Source organism: Morganella sp. HMSC11D09, assembly GCF_001807955.1.
Taxonomy (GTDB): domain Bacteria; phylum Pseudomonadota; class Gammaproteobacteria; order Enterobacterales; family Enterobacteriaceae; genus Morganella; species Morganella morganii.
In genome coordinates, this window is the sequence record NZ_KV791662.1 from 144057 (window position 1) to 165966 (window position 21910).

Below are 21910 nucleotides of genomic sequence, written 5' to 3' on the forward strand. Positions count from 1 at the left end.
GACAAATTATTATCTTGCAGAATGAATGAAACGTTATAATATAACATTATCGCAATCATGTCACGGAGTTTCCATTATGCAGCACCAGTCACGGCACGGAATAAAAACAGCGTTTATTGCCACATTTTTGAGTCTGGCCGCACAAACCGCCAGCGCAGATGTGTTAACATCAGTACGTCCTGTCGGGTTAATCGCCGCTGCGGTTGCAGATGGCGTCACGGACACACAGATTTTACTGCCGGATGGTGCTTCGCCGCATGATTATGCACTCAAACCGTCTGACCTGAAAAAAATCCGTTCAGCGGATTTGGTTGTCTGGGTCGGGCCGGAGCTGGAAACCTTCCTGCAAAAGCCGCTTTCAGCTGTTCCGGAGCAAAAACAGATCGTTATCAGCGAACTTGAGTCTGTTAAACCTTTTCTGCTGAAAAACGATGAAGATGACGACCATGATGAGGACGGGCATCACCACCACGGTGAGTACAATATGCACCTGTGGATGTCGCCGGATATTGCCCGGCAGACCGCTCAGGCAGTGTATAATAAACTCCTGGTGAGTTATCCGGATAAAAAATCTGTGTTGGACGTAAACCTGCGTAAATTCAATGGACAACTTACTGAAACTGAGAAGAATATTGCTCAGCAGCTGGCACCGGTGAAAACACACGGGTATTTTGTTTTTCATGACGCCTATGGTTATTTTGAAAAACGTTTTGACCTTTCGCCTTCCGGGCATTTTACGGTCAACCCTGAAATTCAGCCGGGTGCGCAGACACTCAATAACATCAAATTAAAGCTGGCTGAGCAAAACGCCTTGTGTGTGTTTGCTGAGCCGCAGTTCAGGCCGGCAGTCATTAAAGCGGTGGCCAAAGGGACGAACGCGAAGATGGGCGTCCTTGACCCGCTGGGCAGCGGAATTGCAGTGGATCGGGACGGTTATACCAACTTCCTGTCACGGTTATCAGCACAGTACGCATCCTGCCTGGAGCAATAAATAAGGAACAGAACGCGTGCAATTGCAGCAACTGGCAAAATCCGCCGTTCTGGTATACAACCAGTTACCCAAAGCGCATCGCATGATGCTGGGGATGTTAACTGCCGCAACACTGGGTGTCGCTGTCTGGCACCCGTTTGCTGTATATCATGAGCGGAATGCTGATAACGAACAATATATTGAAACTGATTTTGCGCCACCTGCTGACACCTCCGGCACGCAGGCAGGAACCGGCACGGACACTGATACCGATACTGACGATATTATCACCGACAGCAGTGATCAGCTGCCGGATGAAGGACTTGCCAAAGAGTCTGATGATATCGACGAAGCCTCCCCGACTGACACCGTTATCCCGACATCACTTGAATACACTGTTGCCAGCGGCGACAGCCTGTCTGCCATTCTGACACAGTACGGGATAGATTCCTCTGATGTGGCTTTATTATCCAATCAGTACAAAGGGTTGCGTAACCTGCAAATCGGCCAGACCCTCGCTTGGGAGCTGAATGACGACGGCGAACTGAAATCCCTGAGCTGGGCGGTGAACCGCCGTGAAACCCGTACCTATGTCCGCAGCGGCAACGGATTCAAAGAAACCAAAGAGATGCGCGAAGGTGAATGGCAGACTAAACGCCTGACCGGCAAAGTCAGCGGCAGCCTGAATGCCAGTGCATCAAAAGCGGGACTGACCCGCAGCGAAGTGCGTGATATTTCCAAAGCATTACAATGGCAGGTGGATGTCCGTAAAGTGAAAAACGGCGATCGCTTCACTGTACTGACCTCCCGTGAAATGCTGGACGGCAAACAGGAACAGAGCCAGATGCTGGCTGTACGTCTGCATACTAACGGACGTGATTATTATGCATTCCGCGCCGAAGACGGCCGTTTTTATGATGCCAAAGGCGACGGGCTGGAGCGCGGCTTCCTGCGTTTCCCGACCGCCAGACAATTCCGTGTTTCCTCACACTTTAACCCGCGCCGTGTAAACCCGGTCACCGGGCGTGTTGCCCCGCATAAAGGGGTCGATTTCGCGATGCCGGTCGGCACACCGGTACTGGCAGTCGGTGACGGGGAAGTGGTTGTGGCTAAATTCAGTGGTGCGGCGGGTAATTTCGTGGCTATCCGTCACGGTCGTCAGTTCACCACCCGTTATATGCACATGCGCAAACTGCTGGTTAAACCGGGCCAGAAAGTCAAACGCGGTGATAAAGTCGGGTTATCCGGTAATACCGGGCGCTCTACCGGTCCGCATCTGCACTTTGAAGTCTGGAACGGACAACAGGCGGTGAACCCGCTGACAGCAAAACTGCCGCGTTCCGGCGGGCTGACCGGCAAAGACCGTACCGGCTATCTGGCACTGGTCAAACAGTACCGGCCACAGCTGACACTTGATTAATCCTCTCATTCCGGCGGCGGGTGCACAGACACCCGCCTGCCGCATTCTCAGTGTACAGAATTTTAATGTACTTCTGATTTCAGATAATCAATAATAATAGATCACGGTATTTATAATATCATGATAAATAAGCTTAATTTAATACGGGTATCCCTCTGTGTATAAAGAAAACGATACAGACAGCAAAGCGGGCTATATCCCGACATTTCACCGCCATTACCTGCACCCGAAATACTGGGGCATGTGGGTTGCGGCAGGCGCACTGGCCGGTCTGAGCTACCTGCCGGTTAAATTACGTGACCCGATGCTGGCCGGTGTGGGCCGGATTGCCGGGCGTTTTGCCAAAGGCGGACGCCGCCGGGCACTGATCAATCTGTATTATTGTTTCCCGGACATGCCGAAAGCGGAGCGGGAAAGGATCACAGATGAGATGTTTGCCAGTGCACCACACGCCTTTGTGATGCTGGCGGAGTTGTGTCTGCGCAATCCGCAGCGGGTGATTTCCCGCACGCAGGTTCACGGGCAGGACATTATTGACGCGTTACAGGCAGAAGGGCGCAATATCATCTTTATGGTGCCGCACGGCTGGGCGATCGATTTACCGGCTATGTTGTTTGCCGCGCAGGGAAATAAAGTGGCGGGTATGTTCCATCACCAGAAAAACCCGGTGGCGGATTACCTGTGGAATAAAGCCCGGGTTCACTTCGGTGGCCGCCTGCATTCCCGCGAGGCCGGTATCAAACCGTTTATCGCCAGTGTGCGTAATGGCTTCAGCGGTTATTATCTGCCGGACCAGGATCACGGCGAAGAGCACAGTGAGTTTGTTCCGTTTTTCAGCACCTATAAAGCCACACTGCCTGCTATCGGGCGGCTGATGAAAGTGTGCAAAGCGGCGATTGTCCCGCTGTTTCCGGTGTACGATCATAAAAATCACCAGTTCCATATCCACGTCCGCCCGCCGATGGATGATATTGACGGTCAGGACGACCTGTATATCGCCCGTCGCATGAACGAAGAAGTGGAAGCCCTGGTGCGCCCGAATATCGAACAATACACCTGGATCCTGAAACTGCTGAAAACCCGCAAAGACGGTGAAGAAGAGCCGTATAAAATCTATAAACACAAAGAATTGCCCTGAGACGGGGCATAAAAAAAACCGCCCGTCATCCGACAGGCGGTTTCATTTTTATCTGAAGAAAATCACTTCACTTCAAGAATACGGCTGGTATTGGTGCTGCCGACCAGGCCCATCTGGTCGCCCTGGGTGACCATGACCAGGTCGCCGGTGCACAGATAGCCTTTTTCTTTCAGGCGGCTGATAGCTTCGGTGACTGCTGCCAGGCCATCGGTGTGGGTGCTGCAGAATACCGGGGTGACACCACGGTACAGTGAGCACTGATTCAGAGTTTTTTCATGGCGGGACATGGCGAAAATCGGCAGGCCGGAGCTGATGCGGGACATCATACGCGCGGTACGGCCGGATTCGGTCATGGCAATAATCGCTTTCACGCCGTTGAGGTGGTTGGCCGCGTACATGGTGGACATCGCAATTGCTTCTTCCGGATTGTCGAAGGTCATATCCAGGCGGTGTTTGGAGATATTCACATTCGGCATTTTCTCCGCACCCAGGCAAACCCGCGCCATTGCTTCCACGGTTTCCGCCGGATACTGGCCAGCAGCGGTTTCTGCAGAGAGCATTACTGCATCGGTACCATCAAGTACGGCGTTTGCCACGTCCATCACTTCCGCACGGGTCGGCATCGGGTTAGTGATCATGGATTCCATCATCTGGGTTGCTGTGATCACGACACGATTCAGTTGACGGCTGCGACGAATCAATTTTTTCTGGACGCCGACCAGCTCCGGATCGCCGATTTCCACACCGAGGTCACCACGGGCGACCATCACCACATCGGATGCGAGAATGATTTCATCCATCACCTGATCGGTGGCGACCGCTTCGGCGCGTTCGACTTTGGAGACAATCATTGCCTCACAACCGGCATCACGGGCGAGACGGCGGGCGTAGTGCAGATCTTCCGCACTGCGCGGGAAGGAGACAGCAAGGTAATCAACATTAATACGGGCTGCGGTTTTGATATCTTCTTTATCTTTTTCTGTCAGCGCATCGGCAGATAACCCGCCGCCGAGTTTGTTGATACCTTTATTATTGGAAAGCAAACCACCGACGGTCACTTCGGTCATGATTTTAGTGCCTTTGACATCCAGCACTTTCAGCTGCACACGGCCATCGTCGAGTAACAGAATGTCATCTGTCACCACATCTTCCGGCAGCTTTTTATAGTCGATCCCGACGTGCTCACTGGTACCTTCGCCTTTGCCCAGCTCTGCATCCAGAATAAATTTATCGCCGACATTCAGCAGAACTTTATTGTCTTTAAAGGTGGACACCCGGATTTTCGGCCCCTGGAGATCACCCAGGATAGCTACCTGTACGCCGAGGCGGGCAGCGATTTCACGGACTTTATTCGCACGTTCAACGTGATCGTCCGGGCTGCCGTGAGAAAAGTTCATACGAACCACATTGGCACCGGCACGGATGATTTTTTCAAGGTTGTTATCGCGATCGGTGGCGGGGCCCAGGGTCGTTACGATTTTCGTTCTTCTGAGGCGTATTGACATAAATTACTCCGTTGACCTGAATAAGGTGAAATGGTGTTGATAAAAACTCCCCGCCGGGAAAATCGCTCCCGGCAGGAAAGTGTAAAATCGATTCACTCCTGTCTGATTATCGCGTATTTAAAATAAAAATCGAGTCAGCAAACGCAAAACAGTGAGTCAGACGTTATCCTACCATCCGTTATATTACTAATTCGTGATGGTCATTACACCCGGCAGCAGGAAATGTGTCAAATTGACACAAATGGTTAAAAATCAACGGAGTTTATCTATTCGGGAGTCTTTCAGGGCTTCTTTGACCCGGCGCAGGTTATCGCGGAATTTGGGGCCGCGGCGCAGGGTAAAACCGGTGGCGAGGACATCAATAATCGTCAGCTGTGCCAGACGGGAGATCATCGGCATATAAATATCAGTGTCTTCCGGTACATTAAGAATGATGGTGAGAGAGGCTTCCGCCGCGAGCGGCGAGTTCTCGGAGGTGATGGCGAGCACGGTAGCGTCATTTTCACGGGCGATACGGGCGATTTCAACCAGGTTTTTTGTCCGGCCGGTGTGGGAAATTAAAACCACCACATCACCTTCGGTGCTGTTGATACAACTCATGCGCTGCATCACCACATCGTCGGAATAAATCACCGGGATATTGAAACGGAAGAATTTATTCATCGCGTCATGGGCGACCGCCGCAGAAGCACCCAGGCCGAAAAAGGCGATTTTCCGGGCTTGTGTCAGGCAATCCACGGCGCGGTTGATGGTCAGCATATCGAGGGTGCTTCTGACTGCGTCCAGGCCAGCCATGGCGGACTCAAAGATTTTGCCGGTGTATGCCTCAACGGAATCATTTTCATCCACATTGCGGCTGACATACGGAGTGCCGTTTGCCAGGCTTTGCGCCAGCAGCAGTTTGAAATCCGGAAAACCTTTGGTGTCCAGACGGCGGCAGAACCGGTTAACGGTTGGTTCGCTGACATCCGCCATTTTGGCGAGTGTGGCGATACTGGAATGAATAGCTATCTGCGGTGCGCCGAGGATCGTCTCTGCAACTTTTTTTTCCGATTTACTCAGGTAATCCAGACTGTTACGGAGACGGTCTAAAATATTCATGCCACTGTGCCTTTTATATTGATCTGTGTGACACACCGGCCACCCTCATTTTTTGAAAATATACTACGTAAGCCCGGGCAAAGGAGAGGGGAAACTCCCCCGGATCCGGCTTTTTTTTGAAAGTTTGAGCTGTGTCTGATTTTCATTTTAGTAAGTTTGCATCAAAAAAGTAATTAAATTACAAAACTGCACACAGAAAGACCGGCGACAGAGACCTGTCAGAATGTGCGGTAACCCGCATTTATGTTTACTGGCCGGGCGCAAACGAGTACATTATTCGTTATCTCTGTAACAAAATTACAATTCCACAGCCACGAGGAGAGGTTTTCTATGGCGCTGACAGCAACGGTTCCCGCCTGTGATTTAGTCATTTTCGGTACCAAAGGCGACCTCGCACGCCGCAAGTTACTCCCGTCTTTATATCAGCTGGAAAAAGCCGGTAATATTCATCCGGAAACGCGGATTATCGGGGCAGGCCGTGCGGACTGGTCCCGTGAGGAGTATCAGAAATTTGTTGAGGATGCGTTCAATACCTTCCTCAACGAGCAACTGGATCCGGTGCTCTGGGAACGATTCAGTGCCCGTCTGCTGTTTTGTAACCTCGATGTGAATGAGACCTCTCATTTCAAAAGTCTCGCCAATATTATTGCGGAAAACAAAAATACCGCTGTTTACTATTTCGCGATGCCGCCGGGTACATTCAGCGCCATGTGCAAAGGGCTGGGCGAAGCGCATCTGAATAAAGAGCCGAGCCGTGTGGTGATGGAAAAACCACTGGGTAATGATCTGGCCTCATCACAGGCGATCAATACCGAAGTGGCGAAATATTTTAAAGAGAGCCAGATTTACCGCATCGACCATTATCTCGGCAAAGAAACGGTACTGAACCTGCTGGCGCTGCGTTTTGCCAATTCCCTGTTTGTGAATAACTGGGATAACCGTACCATCGACCACGTCCAGATCACGGTGGCGGAAGAAGTGGGGATTGAAGGGCGCTGGGGTTACTTTGATAAAGCCGGGCAGATGCGTGACATGGTGCAGAGCCATCTGCTGCAAATTCTGACTATGATTGCCATGTCACCGCCGGATGACCTGACCAGTGACCGTATCCGTGATGAGAAAGTGAAGGTGCTGCGCTCACTGCGGACCATTGATATCACGAATGTCCGTGAAAAAACCGTACGCGGGCAATATACCGCCGGGTTTGTTCACGGCGAAAAAGTACCGGGTTATCTGGATGAAGAGGGCGCGAATACCGTCAGCCAGACCGAAACCTTTGTCGCTATCCGCGCGGATATCGACGACTGGCGCTGGTCCGGTGTGCCGTTCTATCTGCGTACCGGGAAACGGATGCCGTCAAAATGTTCGGAAGTGGTGGTCTATTTCAAACAGCCGTCCCTGAATATTTTCAATGAAACCTATCAGCATCTGCCTCCGAATAAACTGACTATCCGTCTGCAGCCGGATGAAGGTATTGATATCGAAGTGCTGAACAAAGCGCCGGGGCTGGATCATAAACACCGTCTGCAAACCACCAAACTGGATCTGAGTTTCTCGGAAACGTTCAACCAGACACATATTGCGGATGCGTATGAACGCCTGCTGCTGGAAGCTATGCGCGGTATTCAGGCACTGTTTGTCCGCCGTGATGAAGTGGAGGAAGCCTGGAAATGGGTGGATTCAATTATGCACGCCTGGGCAATGGATAATGAACCGCCAAAACCGTATCAGGCAGGCAGTTGGGGGCCGATAGCCTCTATCGCCATGATGGCCCGTGACGGTCATGCCTGGAACGAAGTGGAATAATTATCCATTTGCGGTATCAGTAAAGGTAGTTAACCGGTTCAATATTTGCGTAATTATGACCATCTTCTGAATAAGAAGGTGGTCATTTTTTATAACTGTCTAAAAAATAAAATTATTTACTGAAAAATAATTCGCCGCAGCATTGCTGAACTGTGTTACTTGTGCTAAAAATAATATGAATATTAATAACCGGAGGATTCTTTCATTGTTGTCACCCTGTCCGGGGACAGACAAAAGAATAAGACATCATGCAAAGCGACAGTAGTAGCAGGATTAAAATCCGACGTTCTACCCATGTACTTTTCCTTTCCGCTATCGTATCAAGCGAACACTACTGGTACGGCGAGTTATAGCTATTTCTCTTTTCGTCTGACGAACCAAACGCGCCTGCGTTTTTGGTCACATCGTTACATTTAACGTTTTCGTTTCGCGATAAACGCACCCGTTCACGCAAACAGTCTGTTTTGCGCCGTGAACCTGTATGCGTTGTCCATCAGGAGAAATAACTATGATTTACTGGATGTTTTTAGGCTTAGCCATTATTACCGAGGTGATCGGTACATTGTCGATGAAATACGCGAGTGTCTCCGGCGGCAGTGCGGGGATGATTGTGATGTATATCATGATTGCCTCTTCTTATATTTTATTATCCATGGCAGTGAAAAAAGTGGCCCTCGGGGTGGCTTATGCGCTGTGGGAAGGGATCGGGATCCTGATCATCACCACGTTTAGTGTGATGTGGTTCCATGAATCGCTGTCACCGCTGAAACTGGGCGGTCTGGCACTGTTAATCGCGGGTATCACCCTGATTAAATACGGCACCAAAAAAGTGCAGAAAAAGCAGCCTGCTGCCAAACCGGTTCGTGCGCCACTGAATGAGATGCTGAAAGGGGCGTAATATGTTATCGACATTTGAATGGTGGCACGGTGCATTTTTACTGCTGGCCGTGGTACTGGAGATTCTGGCGAATATCCTGCTGAAAATGTCAAACGGCTTTAAACGTCTGTGGCTGGGTATTTTATCGCTGCTGGCGGTATTGGGGGCATTCAGTTGTCTGGCACTGGCAGTCCGCGGTATCGAGCTTTCCGTTGCGTATGCATTGTGGGGAGCATTCGGTATTGTGGCAACAGTGGCTGCAGGCTGGATCCTGTTTAACCAGCGCCTCAATTACAAAGGCTGGAGCGGGATTATTCTGCTTCTGCTGGGTATGGTGATGATTAAGTTTGCCTGATCATTGCGTCACAGAAAAACAGCAGACAACCCGGAGTTGTCTGCTGTTTTTTTATGTCCGGAATTAAAATACACTGATGCAGGATGTACAGGTAAAATTCCGGATTATAAAAATGAAAATATTACTGATTGAAGATCATGAAAAGACCGGCAGCTGGGTTAAAAAGGGATTAGAGGAAGCCGGATTTATTGTTGATATCACGGCAGATGGCAGAGACGGGTTGTATCTTGCTCTGGAGAACAATTACCGGCTGGTTATTCTTGATATTATGTTGCCCGGTATGGATGGCTGGGAAGTGCTGAAAATATTGAGAACCGCCAAAATGGTACCGGTTATTTGTCTGACAGCCAGGGATGCAGTTGCTGACCGGGTAAAAGGACTGGAACTGGGCGCGAATGATTATCTGGTTAAACCGTTTTCATTTTCCGAATTACTGGCGAGAGTCCGGAATCAGCTGCGTACTTCTCAACCAGCTTCCAAAGTGATTGAGATCGCCGATCTCAGCATTGATCTGACCCGTCATGATGTACAGCGGGGAGGCGTGAAAATATCGCTGACACGTCAGGAATATTCACTGTTGCTTTTTTTTGCGCTGCATTCAGGGGAGATCCTGCCCAGAACACTGATTGCCTGTGAGGTGTGGGGAATGGATTTTGAGAGTGATACCAATATTGTCGATGTGGCTGTCCGGCGGCTCAGAAAAAAAATAGATGACGATCATGATCGTAAATTAATTGAAACTGTCCGTGGTATGGGATACCGCCTGAACGGATCGGAATGATGAAAATACGTTCACTGAGATTTAAAATTGTATCATTATTTATGTTGCTGATGGTGGCAAACGCAGGTTTTGTCACACTGATCCTTTATCACTCTCTGAAAAATGAACTTGCCTCAAAAGATGATGACATCCTGATTAACCGTGCCGACCAACTGGCTAAACTGATAGTCAGTGGTATTGATATTAAATCGTTACCTGTTTATTTCCGGCGGATGATGGATATGCGGCAGGATGTTATTAAGATAGCAGATGCTGATAATCACGTTATTGTGGATACCAACCCGGAGATAACCCTGAATACCCGGGATAAACTTAATTATCCGGATAATCAGGAAACGCCTTTAATCTCATACCAGAATACGGATGATAACATGCCGGTTTCCGTGGTTAATTTTGAGATTCAGGCTCCTGAAGGTAAATTATATGTCACTCTGGCAAAGCGTTCGGTTGATCGCAGCAGTGTTTTACGCGGATATTTACAGCAAAGTCTGATTGTTTCCGTTATTGCTATTCTTCTGATGGTCGTCTTCAGTATATGGCTTATCCGCCGGGGATTGCAGGATATTACGCATCTCAGCCGGATCACCGCGAAAACAGATCTGCACTCTCTGGGACAGACGGTGGATATCAGCCGCTTACCGGATGAACTGAAAAGTTTGGGTGATTCATTGAATATCATGCGCTCACGGCTGAAAAATGATTTTGTCCGGCTGACACAACTTGCGGATGATTTAGCGCATGAATTAAGAACACCCATTAATGCCATTAAAATTCAGAATGAAATCACATTACAAAAAACGCGCACTGCGGATGAGTATGAAGCGATTATCGCCAGCAATACAGAAGAGCTGGATAAACTGGCAAAAATAATACAAAACATTCTGTTTATCGCCAGAGCAGAGAATAAAAATATTAATCTGAAGCGGGAAACCATCGTTGTTTCTGAGCTGGTTGAGGATATTTATGAGTTACTGGCATTTTATGCCGATGAGAAAAATATCCGGCTGGTTAATAAAATATCGGATGTGACGGTATCAGCAGACAAAGTATTGCTGATGCAGATTATGGTTAATGTTGTGTCAAATGCGGTTAAATATTCATATGAAAATACGGAGGTTATTGCCGGTGCAGAAAATAATCATGGCAGCACCGTCATTTCAGTGATGAACAAAGGTGATGTTGTTGCAAACAGTGAACAGGTCTTTACCCGTTTTTGGCGCGGAGATAATGCGAGAACGTCAGAAGGAAGCGGGCTGGGCTTATCGATTGTTCAGGCAATAACAGAATTGCATTCAGGTGAGGTCAGATTTGAACGTACCGGGTCATATAACACGGTAACCTTAATTTTTCCGGATACTCATCCCCTTTCATGACAAATTTGTCATCGTCCTGTCAGCTTTAAATTCAGATTATGCGGTATAACAGTTCCGGAATGTTATCACCGTGATTGCTGAATACAGGGACTCATCATGAAAAAAATAATACGATCGTCTGAGATTACGCCGGAATCCGTTTTTATGATGAAACGCAGGAATCTGCTTAAGTTATTAGGTGCCGGTACGGCCGGATTAATGGTCAGCCCGTCAGTCAGCGCCGGTCTGTTTTCGTGGTTTTCCGGCGATGATAAGCCCGGCGTTCCGGAGACAATCTTAAAAGACCTCAGTTATACAAAACCTGAAAAGTATCAGTCCGGCCTGGCATTAACGCCGGAGGATAAGGTGACTGGTTACAATAATTTCTATGAATTCGGCCTGAATAAATCGGACCCGGCTGAAAACGCACATACCCTGAAAACGGATGAATGGACACTGACAGTTGAGGGGGAAGTTAACCGGCCTCTGGTATTAAATGCCGATGAGATCCGTCATAAATTTCAGGCTGAAGAGCGTATTTACCGAATGCGCTGTGTGGAAGCATGGTCAATGGTTATTCCGTGGGTCGGTTTTCCTCTGAGAGATTTATTATTATCAGCGGAACCGAACAGCAAAGCGAAATATGTTGCTTTTGAAACGGTGTACGCCCCGGAACAAATGCCCGGTCAAAAGAGCCGTTTTACCGGAGGCGGGCTTCAGTATCCGTATATTGAGGGGTTGCGCCTGGATGAAGCACTTCACCCTCTGACACTGATGGCAACCGGTGTTTACGGAAAAGAACTGCCGAAACAAAATGGAGCACCTGTCCGGCTGGTGGTACCGTGGAAATATGGTTTTAAAGGCATAAAATCCATTGTTAAAATTCGCCTGACAGAATCTGAGCCGCCGACCACATGGAATCTTTCAGCACCCCGTGAATATGGGTTTTATGCCAATGTAAACCCGCAGGTTGATCATCCGCGCTGGTCACAGGCTACAGAACGTTTTATCGGCTCCGGAGGGTTAGGCCGGACAACACGGCAGCCGACATTACTGTTTAACGGGTATGCAGAAGACGTGGCAGAATTATATAAAGGGATGGATTTGCGGAGATATTTCTGATGATGAAATTATTCCGTTACCCGGTGGTTAAACTTTTTTTTCATCTGACGGCAGTATTGCCACTGGTATGGCTTATTTATGCTGTCAGTTACGGGGTACTGGGGGCAGATCCCGCAAAAGACATTCAGCATTTCACCGGTATTACGGCACTTCGTTTAGTTATTATTATCACAGTGATACCGGTGATTGCTTTTTATTTTAAGCTGAACAGTTTATATCAGGTGAGAAAATTACTCGGATTATGGTGTTTTTTCTGGGCAACGCTGCATCTGGCCAGCTATTTTTTTCTTGAAATAGGTGCAGAAAATACGGCACTCTTTTTCAGTGAGATACTTTCCCGTTTTTATCTTAATCTCGGTGTGGCTGGCTGGTTAATTTTGTGCCTGATGGCAGTGACGTCGTCTGACCGGATACGCAACTTATCAGGCCGGTGGTGGAAACGAATTCATAATTTGCTGTATCCGTTGTTGTTTATTGTTATTACGCACTATATTTTAGCAGCGAAGACAGATACACCGGAACCGGCCATTTATCTGGTACTGGTTATTCTGGCGTACTGTCATCGCCGGCAGCAGCGAAGTAAAGAACAGGTATTACCCGATAAAATCGGGTAATACGATTATGCTGATTGTCTTCTGCTGTTATTTATCACTGTAATACTCATAAGTGGTACGGAAAGGTACTTCACCGGCCGGTTCACCGTTAATATGCCGGAGCCAGAGCCCTGCGGTACAGTTTTGATAGGTATCCCATTCTGTACACTGAATATCATTACCGGTGACGATCCCGATCGACTCCGTTCTTTCTGTTCCTTTATCCAGGCCGCCTTTCTCATTGTAGGTAAAATGGTAATTACTGAGAAGGGTCGGCGTGGTGTAAATACGGGTTACCCGGCCGGCACTGTCATATTCAAAGTTCATACTGTAGGGTTTGGCGAGAACTTCGCCGTCTATCACTACAGAATGTATATTGCCATCGCGGTATTCTACAGCGCCGTTTTCGGTCAGGATAGTGCTGTTGCCCTCAATAAAATTTTCTGTCCGGTAGCCGGTAATCACCTGTTGTGCATCTTTGAGCAGGATAATCCGGCTGATGGTCGGGCGCTCTTTTTTCCGGCCGACTTCGTCTGAGGAAAAACGGTATTCCATACTGATGGCATCAGCGGTTTCCGCTCCGGCTACCTGTATATCAAAGGTCATGCCGTATTGCATACTTCTGCGGATGAAATCATAGTGAGTGATCTGTCCGCAGGGTGACAGTGTCACATTACTGGCAGAAAATATCCTGACATCGCTGTCCTGCTGATCGCTGTCGGTGACCATGGAGGATGATTTTACCGGTCCGTTCAGGTAAGAAAGCCCCATCATCCTCATATGATTGAGCCGGGTTTGTTCAGACATCGGCTGGCAGTCAGTTTCTGCGGCATAGGATGGCAGGGCGAAAACAGCGGAAAACAGCGCCAAAGGCAGAACTGAGCAGGTTACTGTGAGTTTTTTCACGATTTCTCCGGAAAGCTATAAATTCAGATTCATTTATTTCGATGGTAAGGGAGTTATTCCGTTCAGGCAACCAGACAAACAGACAATCTGCATTATTTATTCTGAAATTCTCTTAATGATATTCGCCGAAACAACAGTTTTAGAAAGTCAGAGTAACGCATTTCAGTATTGTCCGGAAAAGAATCACCAGATAAAATCACCTGCAGGCAGATTTTAAAGTAATGCTGCTGATAATATGTATGATATAGCTGATACAGCATATTCATTGTGAATGGCGTTCAGAAGAGGAGATGAATGGATTGAGTCAGATTTTATTATGAGAGAAAAATATGTAAAATGATTGATTACAATGAAATGGTAAAAAATGAATCGATGGAAGATGTTATCCTGTTTCTGGTTGCCAGGCGTGAAAGTGGTCTTATTTACCCGGCAATAGATCGTTTTTTTTATCGTCATAATGGCCCGGATAAATATGAGTCGTGTAATATTATGATTCTCCGCGAAACGCACCGGCTTCTGAATGAAGAAAAAATAATGTGCGGAGGAGAGAAAGGCGGCCTTTATATGAAAGGACCAAAATGGATTGAGCCCGATTTTATGTCAGAAGGAAAATATGAGATAGATTAAAAAATACATGCTTGTTATTTTTGAGTGCAATTATGAACATGCGTATTATATTTTATTAATCCGATTTTTCGGGAAAAATAAAAAAATAAGATAAATAATCATCCATAAAAATGAAACAATGAATAATCAATACAAAAAAGTGACCGCCATTGTGCGGTCACTTAACAGATCAAACAGGATATGCTTATTTCACTTCCGGCATCAGCCCGATAAAGACAGTTTTCTTACGCGGGCCGGTCATCAGGTCTTCCAGCTTTTCCACGCACTGTAAATAGTGCGGGGTTTTCTTATGTGCCGCCACGGCTGCATCATCGGCATAGGCTTCATAGATATAAAAGCGGGTTTCCACTTCCGGGTCCTGTAACACATCAAAACGCAGGTTACCGGGCTCTTTTATCGATCCCAGATGGTTTTCACGAAAAACGGCAATAAATTCATCCACTTTGCCGGGTTTCACATTAATTTCCACTAATGTTACGTTCAAAATTTACCCCTTGTTCTTTTCGCTCAGGAACAGCTGATAAGCCTGTGCTGCACTCTCACCGCCATGCACAACGGCACGGATCGCTTTCATCATGGCAACCGGGTTTTCGGACTGGAAAATATTCCGGCCCATATCCACCCCGGATGCGCCCTGGTCAATGGCGCGGAAACACATGTCGAGAGCTTCGTTTTCCGGCAGTTTTTTACCGCCTGCAATGACAATCGGTACCGGACAACCGGCGGTGATGCGCTCAAAACCTTCCTCAACAAAGTAGGTTTTGATGATATTAGCGCCCATTTCTGCAGCAATACGGCTGGCGAGTGAGAAATAACGCTGATCACGCGCCATATCTTTACCCACCCCGGTCACTGCCATTACCGGCATACCGACACGCATCCCCGCATCCACCATTTTGATGATGTTTTTGATGGACTGGTGTTCATGCTCAGTACCGATATAGACCTGAGCCGCAACCGCCGCCACATTCAGGCGTACCGCATCATCCATTGCCACCGCAACCGCTTCGTTGGAGAGTTCGGTCAGGATGGAGTTAGCACCGGATGCCCGCAGCACCACCGGTTTGTTGGTCGTGACCGGCACCTGGGCACGCAGGATCCCGCGGGTACACATCAGGACATCGGTATGCTCAAAAAGCGGGGCGATATTAATATCAATCCGCTCAAGGCCGGTGGTCGGCCCCTGGAAATAGCCGTGGTCAAAGGCCAGCATGACCGTTTTATTATCCTGCGGATTAAAAATACGGGCCAGACGCGACTGCATACCCCAATCCAGCGAACCGCAGCCTTTGAGGGTATAAAGGGTGTTTTTTTGCGGCGTATTAAGCCCGAAGTCTTTGCCGTCACGGATATCATCTAAATCAGCCATGGAATTCTCCCCTGGTTAAACTGGCGCGGAGGGTGCCCGCGCCATTGGTTAAATCAGCAACTACATCAGAAATCATAGTTGTTAATGTTCTCTTTGGTGAAGATCACGCGCTCAGGCAGTACCACAATCCCGTTGCCTTTTGCTTCGTAGTCATAGCCCTGAACACTGTTCGGGGAGACTTCAACTTCACCGACACCGGCGACGGTAATCTTATCGCCGACATTCAGTTCGCCTTTTTTCATCAGTGCATCAGCCACGGCGACAGAAATTTCGCCCTGTTTGACAACATCCCATAACGCGAACTGATTAACTGTGCCGCGCTCCACATACGGACGCATCACGTTCGGGGTACTGAACCCGACAACCGCCACATCGTTACGTTTCAGGTTCTCTTTGGCCTGAGCCGCCGCCGGCAGGGCGTTGGCATCCGGCGCGATAATCACATCCAGGTCACTCCAGGCATTAAGAATACCTTCGGCAGTCTGTAAGGATTTGGTGGCATCGTTATAACCGTACTGGGTGGTGACGACTTCCCAGCCCGGATGCTCGGCTTCGATTTTCGCTTTCGCTTCTTTGACCCACTGGTTCTGGTCAGTTACGGTCGGGCTGGAATAGAAGAAGGCGACTTTGGCTTTCTCTTTCTTCACCTGATCCGCAGCCATATCCACCAGGATGCCGCCGAGCTGTTTCGGTGTGCCCTGGTCGATATAAATGGAGCGGCATTCCGGGTTGGTATCGGAATCCCAGGTCAGGACTTTCACACCGCGCTGCATAGCGCGTTTCAGTGACGGACATAACCCGTCCGGCGAAACGGCAGAAACAATAATCGCGTCATAGCCCCGGTTAACGAAGTTGTTGATAAGTTGCACCTGACCGGACACACTCGGCTCGGTCGGGCCGTCGTAGGTGACATCGATACCGAGTTTTTTCCCGGCTTCCACAGCACCCTGGCCGCCGCTGGTAAAGAAGCCGACACCGACAAGTTTAGGAATAAAGGCGACTTTTTCTGCTGCATTCGCCCAGGAAACACATGCGAGACTTAATGCAGTGGCGAGCGCCAGTTTTTTCATGATGGGTTTCATGGTTTTCTCCATTTCGTCAAATCTGTGATAACAAACGTGTTTTACTCTGATACGAATTGCCTGTTGCGTTTACGCGCCCACCAGCCAAGGATGTGATGTCGGTGTAAAGAAACGGAACGACCAACAACGGCAACAATAAGCAGCGCACCCGAAAGTGCACTGGAGACCTGATTTGGTACGCCGATCATCTGCAATCCCTGCTGTAAAAAGCCGATCAGCAAAACAGCCAGCGCGGTGCCTAATACAGAGCCGGAACCGCCGTAAATATTGGCACCACCCAGTACAACAGCGGTGATAGCAGGCATCAGGAACGATGCCCCGAGATCCGCACGGGCAGAGCCGAAATAGGACACTAAAATGACAGAGGCGAGTGCGGCACTGACACCGACCATCGCATACAGCAGACAGATAGTGCGTGTCACCGGGAAAGCACTGTATCGTGCGACACGGGCATTCTGCCCGATTAAAAAGACATTACGGCCCGGATGGGTACGGTGCAGATAAAACCAGAACACCAGCACACACAGGACAAAAATGATCAGCGGCAGCGGAATACCGAGTAAATCAAGGTTAGCAAAATCAGTAAAGGCTGCCGGGAAGCCGCCGATCCCCTCAAAACCGGTCGCACCGGACAGGCCGGAGAGCAGCAAGGCACAGCCGCCGAACAGATACATGGTGCCGAGCGTAATCACCAGCGGGTTAACCCCGGTAAACAGGATCAGCAGGGCGTTAATCAGGCCGCACAGTGCGCCGGTCAGCAGAGTGAGCGGAATGGCGGCAATCATCGGTACACCGGCCTGATTGAGGATCCCGAGCACAATAGCGGTCAGCCCGATGGTGGAGCCGAAGGAGATATCCATCCCGCCGCTGACAATCACCAGCGTCAGCGGCAGCGCCACCAGACCGATACAGATAAAGTCACTGGTACTGAACAGCAGCACATTGACATCCAGCAGGCGCGGGTTACCCATACCGAATAACAGGATTTCGAGGACAATCAGCAGCGCCAGGGCAATTTCCCAGCCGTAACGTTTGGTGATGCTCATTTTTTCGCCTCCTGCGGTGCGGAAGGATTAAGGAACCGGGCATAGCGCTGGGCGCGGAGGTTTTTCTCCAGCGCCACACGCAGACGGCCGTCAAAGACCAGAACCGCGAGTAAAACAAAGCCGGCGATAAAGTCATTCCACCAGGCCGGCAATCTGAGCAGCACCAGCACACTGTCAATCTGAGTCATAAAATAGGCACCGAGGATAGCGCCGACGATGGTACCGGTGCCGCCGAGCAGGCTGATCCCGCCCAGCACACAGGCGGCGATGGCTTTCATTTCAAGGCCGTTACCGGTCTGATTCGGGATAAAACCGATTTGTGAGGCAAACACAATCCCGGCGAGTGCCGCCATCATGCCGTTTACAGAGAAGGCAATGATGCGGGTGCGATCAACCGGCACACCCAACTGGCGCGCGCCCTGTAAGTTATCGCCGGTGGCGTAGAAACCGCGTCCGGCGGTGGTGCGGGACAGGAACAGGGTCATCAGAATAATCAGCAGGATAATAAACCAGCCGATTGGCGACAGCCCGAGGAAGACCGGTTTTGACAGATCTTTCAGTTCCGCCGGTAAACCTTCAATCCATTTTCCGCCGGTGAGCAGCAGCATAATGCCGCGATATAGCCCGAGCGTACCGAGGGTGGCAACAATGGCGGGGATCCGCAGCCAGGTGACCAGGATGCCGTTGAAGAATCCGGCCAGCAGACCGGCAGCGACAGTCAGCAGGATCGCCACCGTCAGCGGCAGTCCCGCATTCAGCGCGATACCGACAATCACTGCACACAGCCCGGTGGTGGATCCGACAGACACATCAATATTACGGGTCAGCATCACCAGGGTGGCACCGATGGCCAGCAGCATCTGGATTTGCGCACTGCCGAAAATCATGGTGACGGTTTGCAGACTGAAATAACGGGTTTCCATGCCGCCGAGCAGGACAAACAGGCAGAGAATAGCAAGCAGTGCCGTTACTTCACGGTTATTCTGGATATATTTCAGCATGATGCGGCCTCCTGTAACGGGCTGCTTTCTGTTTCTGTCTGCGGGCGGTGTTCGCCGAACGCCATATGCATAATAGTGTCGGTGTTCAGCTCGTTGTGCTGCAATTCCCCGGAGAATTCCCCCTGATGCATCACCAGCACGCGGTCAGCCAGCGCCACCACTTCATCGAGGTCAGAGGAGATCAGTAAAATTGCCACATTCTGCTGTGCGATACTTTGTATCAGTTGATAAATGTCATTACGGGCGCCGACATCCACGCCGCGTGTCGGTTCATCAATAATCAGCAGTGACGGATTGGCTTCGAGGCATTTGGCGATCAGGATTTTTTGCTGATTACCGCCGGACAGCGTGCGTACCGTCTGTTGCCCGTCACTGAATTTAATATTGAGGGCACGGCGGTAACGCTCGAGCAAGGCATCATCCCGCGAGCGGTTGACCAGCAGCCCCTGGTGGTTATGCACCAGCGCACCGATATTCCAGGTGAGCGGGGCATCAAGGAAAAGTCCGGAGGCCTGACGGTCTTCAGGTAAACAGACCAGCCCCCGGGTGAGGCGTTTTTCACTGCTGACACCGCGCAGATTGTCACCGTTGAGGAAAACCTCTCCGGCGATCAGCGGGCGCAGCCCGTATAATGTTTCTGCGAGTTCGGTCCGGCCGGCGCCGACGACACCGGCCAGCCCGACCACTTCCCCCGGGTTGACAACAAAACTGATGTTACGGAATCCTTCGCCGCACGCATTACGGACATCCAGCACCGGCGTATCATCCTGCGGACTGTTACGGGTGGCGGACAGATCCAGCCAGAGCTTCTGCGTCTCTGACAGCGGCTTTTTCTTCGCTTCAGGTGTGATGGCCTGAATGATTTCATCAGTGGAAAACTGTTTTGCCGGACCGGCCAGCGCAATATTGCCGTCACGCATCACGCTCAGATAATCGGCAATGGCATGTATTTCCGGTAGTTTATGAGAGATAAAGACAATCCCGACACCCTGCTGCTGTAATTCCCGCACCCGCCCAAACAGGCGTTCGGTTTCGGCGGGGGTCAGAGATGCTGTCGGTTCATCAAGAATAAGGATGCGGGAATCCCGCATCAGACCGCGCATGATCTCCACCAGCTGCTGATCCGCCACATTCAGGCTGCCCGCCCGCGCACTGAGATCAAAATTGCAGCGCAGTGATGTCAGCATTTGCTGTAATTTGGCTTTGCCCGCCTGATGTTTCGGCAGCCGGAACAGAATGTTTTCCTGCACAGACAGATTCGGGAACAGCAGCGGCTCCTGCGGAACCAGATACAGTCCCAGCTGATGGGCTTTCGCCGGAGTCAGGTGCGATATCTCCTGACCTTCCAGCGTCAGGGTGCCTGCATCCGGCTGTTCAATCCCTGCAATAATTTTCATCAGCGTGGATTTTCCCGCGCCGTTGCCGCCCAGCAGCGCATGAACCTGTCCCGGCAACAGTGTGAAATCGATGTGTTTGAGGACAACCACACCGGAGAACTGTTTGGCTATTCCGCGGGCGGTGAGCAGCGGCTGAATCGGGTGTTGCTTCTCTGACATAACGGCACCTCTGGTGTTATGGGTATTGCTGCCGGATGTTATGTGGTTAAGAAAACATCAATAAAATGAACATTTATAATTTATAAACACATTTGTTCATAAATGTAAGCCATAAAAATCAAATAAGACAATATTTCGGCCATATTTTGTGAAAAAATCAGATCTGCGTTAGAATTTGTTCAAAATTTTGGCCTGCACCTCTGGCAGATTTCTGTAAAAGGTGCTTATCTGTAAAAACGGAAAACAAAAGTTCACATGACAACAGTTTCAAAAAACACGAAAGCAGCCCCGGTAAGCTCCGTTTCTTCGATGGACTATGACGCCTCAGGACTTAGTATGAATGAAGAAGAGTTATTGGCCCGTATTGCCTGGTTTTATTACCACGATGGTCTCACGCAGGGAGATATCGGGGATCTGCTCGGTCTGACACGGCTGAAAGTTTCGCGTTTGCTCGAAAAAGGACGTCAGTCCGGCGTCATCCGGGTACAGATAAATTCCCGGTTTGAAGGCTGCCTTGAACTTGAAGATATTCTGAAAAAAAGATTTTCGTTAAAACAAATTCGCATACTCCCGGCGTTGAACGGCCCGGAGATCCATACCCGCCTCGGCGTGGCCGGTGCACATCTGCTGATGTCTCAGCTTTCGCCCGGCCAGTTGCTGGCAGTCGGGTTTGGGGAGGCGGCAATGGCGACATTGCAGCATCTGAGCGGGTTTGTCTCTTCGCAGCAGATCCGTCTGGTGACTCTCTCCGGCGGCGTCGGGCAGTACATGACCGGCATCGGCCAGCTTGATGCCAACTGCCCGGTCAGCATTATTCCGGCACCGCTGCGGGCATCAAGTGCCGCAGTGGCAGCGACATTCCGTCAGGAACGCAGCGTGCAGGATGTGCTGATGGCAGCCAGTGCAGCTGATATTGCCGTTGTCGGCCTGGGCGCTGTGAATCAGAAACAGGATGCGACCATTATGCGTTCCGGCTATATCAGCAGCGGTGAGCAACTGATGCTGGCACGGCGCGGGGCGGTCGGGGATATCCTCGGCTACTTTATCGGGCGCGAAGGGGAACTGACAGAAGAAGTGGAGATGCACCGCGAACTTATCGGTATCACCCCCGCAGAACTGAAAAATATTCCGACGGTGGTCGGAGTGGCGGGCGGTGAGGAAAAGGCCGAGGTGATTGTGGCGGCACTGCTGGGGGGCTATATCAACTCCCTGGTGACAGACGAGCAGACGGCACGGGTGATGCTGACATTATTAACCTGATGCACTGACTGTCCCGCAGACGAAAATCACGCTGTATTTCATG

21 protein-coding genes are annotated in these 21910 nt (G+C 49.9%); 12 read left to right on the forward strand and 9 right to left on the reverse strand.

What is annotated here, in order from left to right; genetic code table 11:
- Positions 1–76 precede the first annotated feature (76 nt).
- From znuA to lpxM, 3 genes are all read left to right on the forward strand, one after another.
- A complete protein-coding gene (gene znuA / locus HMPREF3119_RS04725) occupies positions 77–991 on the forward strand; it encodes a zinc ABC transporter substrate-binding protein ZnuA (protein WP_004239446.1) in 915 nt (304 codons plus the stop codon).
- Between the two features lie 22 nt (positions 992–1013).
- On the forward strand, positions 1014–2390 hold the full coding sequence (gene mepM / locus HMPREF3119_RS04730; RefSeq protein ID WP_032098299.1) for a murein DD-endopeptidase MepM: 1377 nt from the start codon (positions 1014–1016) through the stop codon (positions 2388–2390).
- A 157-nt stretch (positions 2391–2547) separates the two neighbouring features.
- Positions 2548–3528, forward strand: a complete 981-nt coding sequence (lpxM, locus tag HMPREF3119_RS04735) for a lauroyl-Kdo(2)-lipid IV(A) myristoyltransferase (protein ID WP_046024612.1) — start codon at positions 2548–2550, stop codon at positions 3526–3528.
- A 62-nt stretch (positions 3529–3590) separates the two neighbouring features.
- Here the strand turns inward: lpxM and pyk are convergent, their stop codons facing one another.
- Complete coding sequence (pyk, locus tag HMPREF3119_RS04740; protein ID WP_004239443.1) at positions 3591–5033, reverse strand: pyruvate kinase; 1443 nt, start codon at positions 5031–5033, stop codon at positions 3591–3593.
- A gap of 252 nt (positions 5034–5285) precedes the next feature.
- A complete protein-coding gene (locus HMPREF3119_RS04745; protein ID WP_004237479.1) occupies positions 5286–6134 on the reverse strand; it encodes a MurR/RpiR family transcriptional regulator in 849 nt (282 codons plus the stop codon).
- 330 nt (positions 6135–6464) lie between these two features.
- Here HMPREF3119_RS04745 and zwf point away from each other — a divergent pair, with 330 nt between their 5' ends.
- From zwf to HMPREF3119_RS04780, 7 genes are all read left to right on the forward strand, one after another.
- Complete coding sequence (zwf, locus tag HMPREF3119_RS04750; protein WP_004237480.1) at positions 6465–7940, forward strand: glucose-6-phosphate dehydrogenase; 1476 nt, start codon at positions 6465–6467, stop codon at positions 7938–7940.
- A 508-nt stretch (positions 7941–8448) separates the two neighbouring features.
- A complete protein-coding gene (gene mdtJ, locus HMPREF3119_RS04755) occupies positions 8449–8838 on the forward strand; it encodes a multidrug/spermidine efflux SMR transporter subunit MdtJ (RefSeq protein WP_004239441.1) in 390 nt (129 codons plus the stop codon).
- 1 nt (position 8839) lies between these two features.
- Positions 8840–9172 carry a multidrug/spermidine efflux SMR transporter subunit MdtI gene (gene mdtI, locus HMPREF3119_RS04760; RefSeq protein ID WP_004237484.1) on the forward strand — a complete coding sequence of 111 codons (333 nt, stop codon included), beginning with the start codon at positions 8840–8842 and terminating at the stop codon, positions 9170–9172.
- 112 nt (positions 9173–9284) lie between these two features.
- Positions 9285–9953, forward strand: a complete 669-nt coding sequence (locus HMPREF3119_RS04765; protein WP_032098300.1) for a heavy metal response regulator transcription factor — start codon at positions 9285–9287, stop codon at positions 9951–9953.
- Complete coding sequence (locus tag HMPREF3119_RS04770; protein WP_049246163.1) at positions 9950–11326, forward strand: ATP-binding protein; 1377 nt, start codon at positions 9950–9952, stop codon at positions 11324–11326. The genes HMPREF3119_RS04765 and HMPREF3119_RS04770 overlap by 4 nt, the downstream gene beginning before the upstream one ends.
- Before the next feature lie 96 nt (positions 11327–11422).
- Positions 11423–12427, forward strand: a complete 1005-nt coding sequence (gene msrP, locus HMPREF3119_RS04775; protein ID WP_004237488.1) for a protein-methionine-sulfoxide reductase catalytic subunit MsrP — start codon at positions 11423–11425, stop codon at positions 12425–12427.
- Positions 12427–13041: a protein-methionine-sulfoxide reductase heme-binding subunit MsrQ gene (locus HMPREF3119_RS04780; RefSeq protein WP_046024610.1), complete on the forward strand. Its 615-nt coding sequence runs from the start codon at positions 12427–12429 to the stop codon at positions 13039–13041. Before msrP ends, HMPREF3119_RS04780 begins: the two co-directional genes overlap by 1 nt.
- Positions 13042–13068: 27 nt before the next feature.
- Here HMPREF3119_RS04780 and HMPREF3119_RS04785 read toward each other — a convergent pair whose 3' ends face one another.
- A complete protein-coding gene (locus HMPREF3119_RS04785) occupies positions 13069–13926 on the reverse strand; it encodes a hypothetical protein (protein ID WP_046024609.1) in 858 nt (285 codons plus the stop codon).
- 336 nt (positions 13927–14262) lie between these two features.
- On the opposite strand from HMPREF3119_RS04785, the gene HMPREF3119_RS04790 reads away from it, so the two are divergent.
- Positions 14263–14553, forward strand: a complete 291-nt coding sequence (locus tag HMPREF3119_RS04790; protein ID WP_004237492.1) for a hypothetical protein — start codon at positions 14263–14265, stop codon at positions 14551–14553.
- A 184-nt stretch (positions 14554–14737) separates the two neighbouring features.
- Here HMPREF3119_RS04790 and lsrG read toward each other — a convergent pair whose 3' ends face one another.
- The 6 genes from lsrG to lsrA form a co-directional block, all read right to left on the reverse strand.
- A complete protein-coding gene (gene lsrG, locus HMPREF3119_RS04795; protein WP_015422695.1) occupies positions 14738–15037 on the reverse strand; it encodes a (4S)-4-hydroxy-5-phosphonooxypentane-2,3-dione isomerase in 300 nt (99 codons plus the stop codon).
- A 3-nt stretch (positions 15038–15040) separates the two neighbouring features.
- Positions 15041–15922 carry a 3-hydroxy-5-phosphonooxypentane-2,4-dione thiolase gene (gene lsrF, locus HMPREF3119_RS04800; protein ID WP_004237494.1) on the reverse strand — a complete coding sequence of 294 codons (882 nt, stop codon included), beginning with the start codon at positions 15920–15922 and terminating at the stop codon, positions 15041–15043.
- 65 nt (positions 15923–15987) lie between these two features.
- The gene (lsrB, locus tag HMPREF3119_RS04805; protein WP_015422696.1) at positions 15988–17004 is read right to left on the reverse strand and encodes an autoinducer 2 ABC transporter substrate-binding protein LsrB; all 1017 of its coding nucleotides are present in this window, start codon (positions 17002–17004) and stop codon (positions 15988–15990) included.
- Positions 17005–17045: 41 nt separating this feature from the next.
- On the reverse strand, positions 17046–18050 hold the full coding sequence (gene lsrD / locus HMPREF3119_RS04810; protein WP_004237496.1) for an autoinducer 2 ABC transporter permease LsrD: 1005 nt from the start codon (positions 18048–18050) through the stop codon (positions 17046–17048).
- Positions 18047–19051: an autoinducer 2 ABC transporter permease LsrC gene (lsrC, locus tag HMPREF3119_RS04815; RefSeq protein WP_004237497.1), complete on the reverse strand. Its 1005-nt coding sequence runs from the start codon at positions 19049–19051 to the stop codon at positions 18047–18049. Before lsrC ends, lsrD begins: the two co-directional genes overlap by 4 nt.
- Complete coding sequence (gene lsrA, locus HMPREF3119_RS04820; RefSeq protein ID WP_036417557.1) at positions 19045–20607, reverse strand: autoinducer 2 ABC transporter ATP-binding protein LsrA; 1563 nt, start codon at positions 20605–20607, stop codon at positions 19045–19047. The genes lsrC and lsrA overlap by 7 nt, the downstream gene beginning before the upstream one ends.
- A 309-nt stretch (positions 20608–20916) precedes the next feature.
- Here lsrA and lsrR point away from each other — a divergent pair, with 309 nt between their 5' ends.
- A complete protein-coding gene (lsrR, locus tag HMPREF3119_RS04825; protein ID WP_046024608.1) occupies positions 20917–21867 on the forward strand; it encodes a transcriptional regulator LsrR in 951 nt (316 codons plus the stop codon).
- Positions 21868–21910 lie beyond the last annotated feature (43 nt).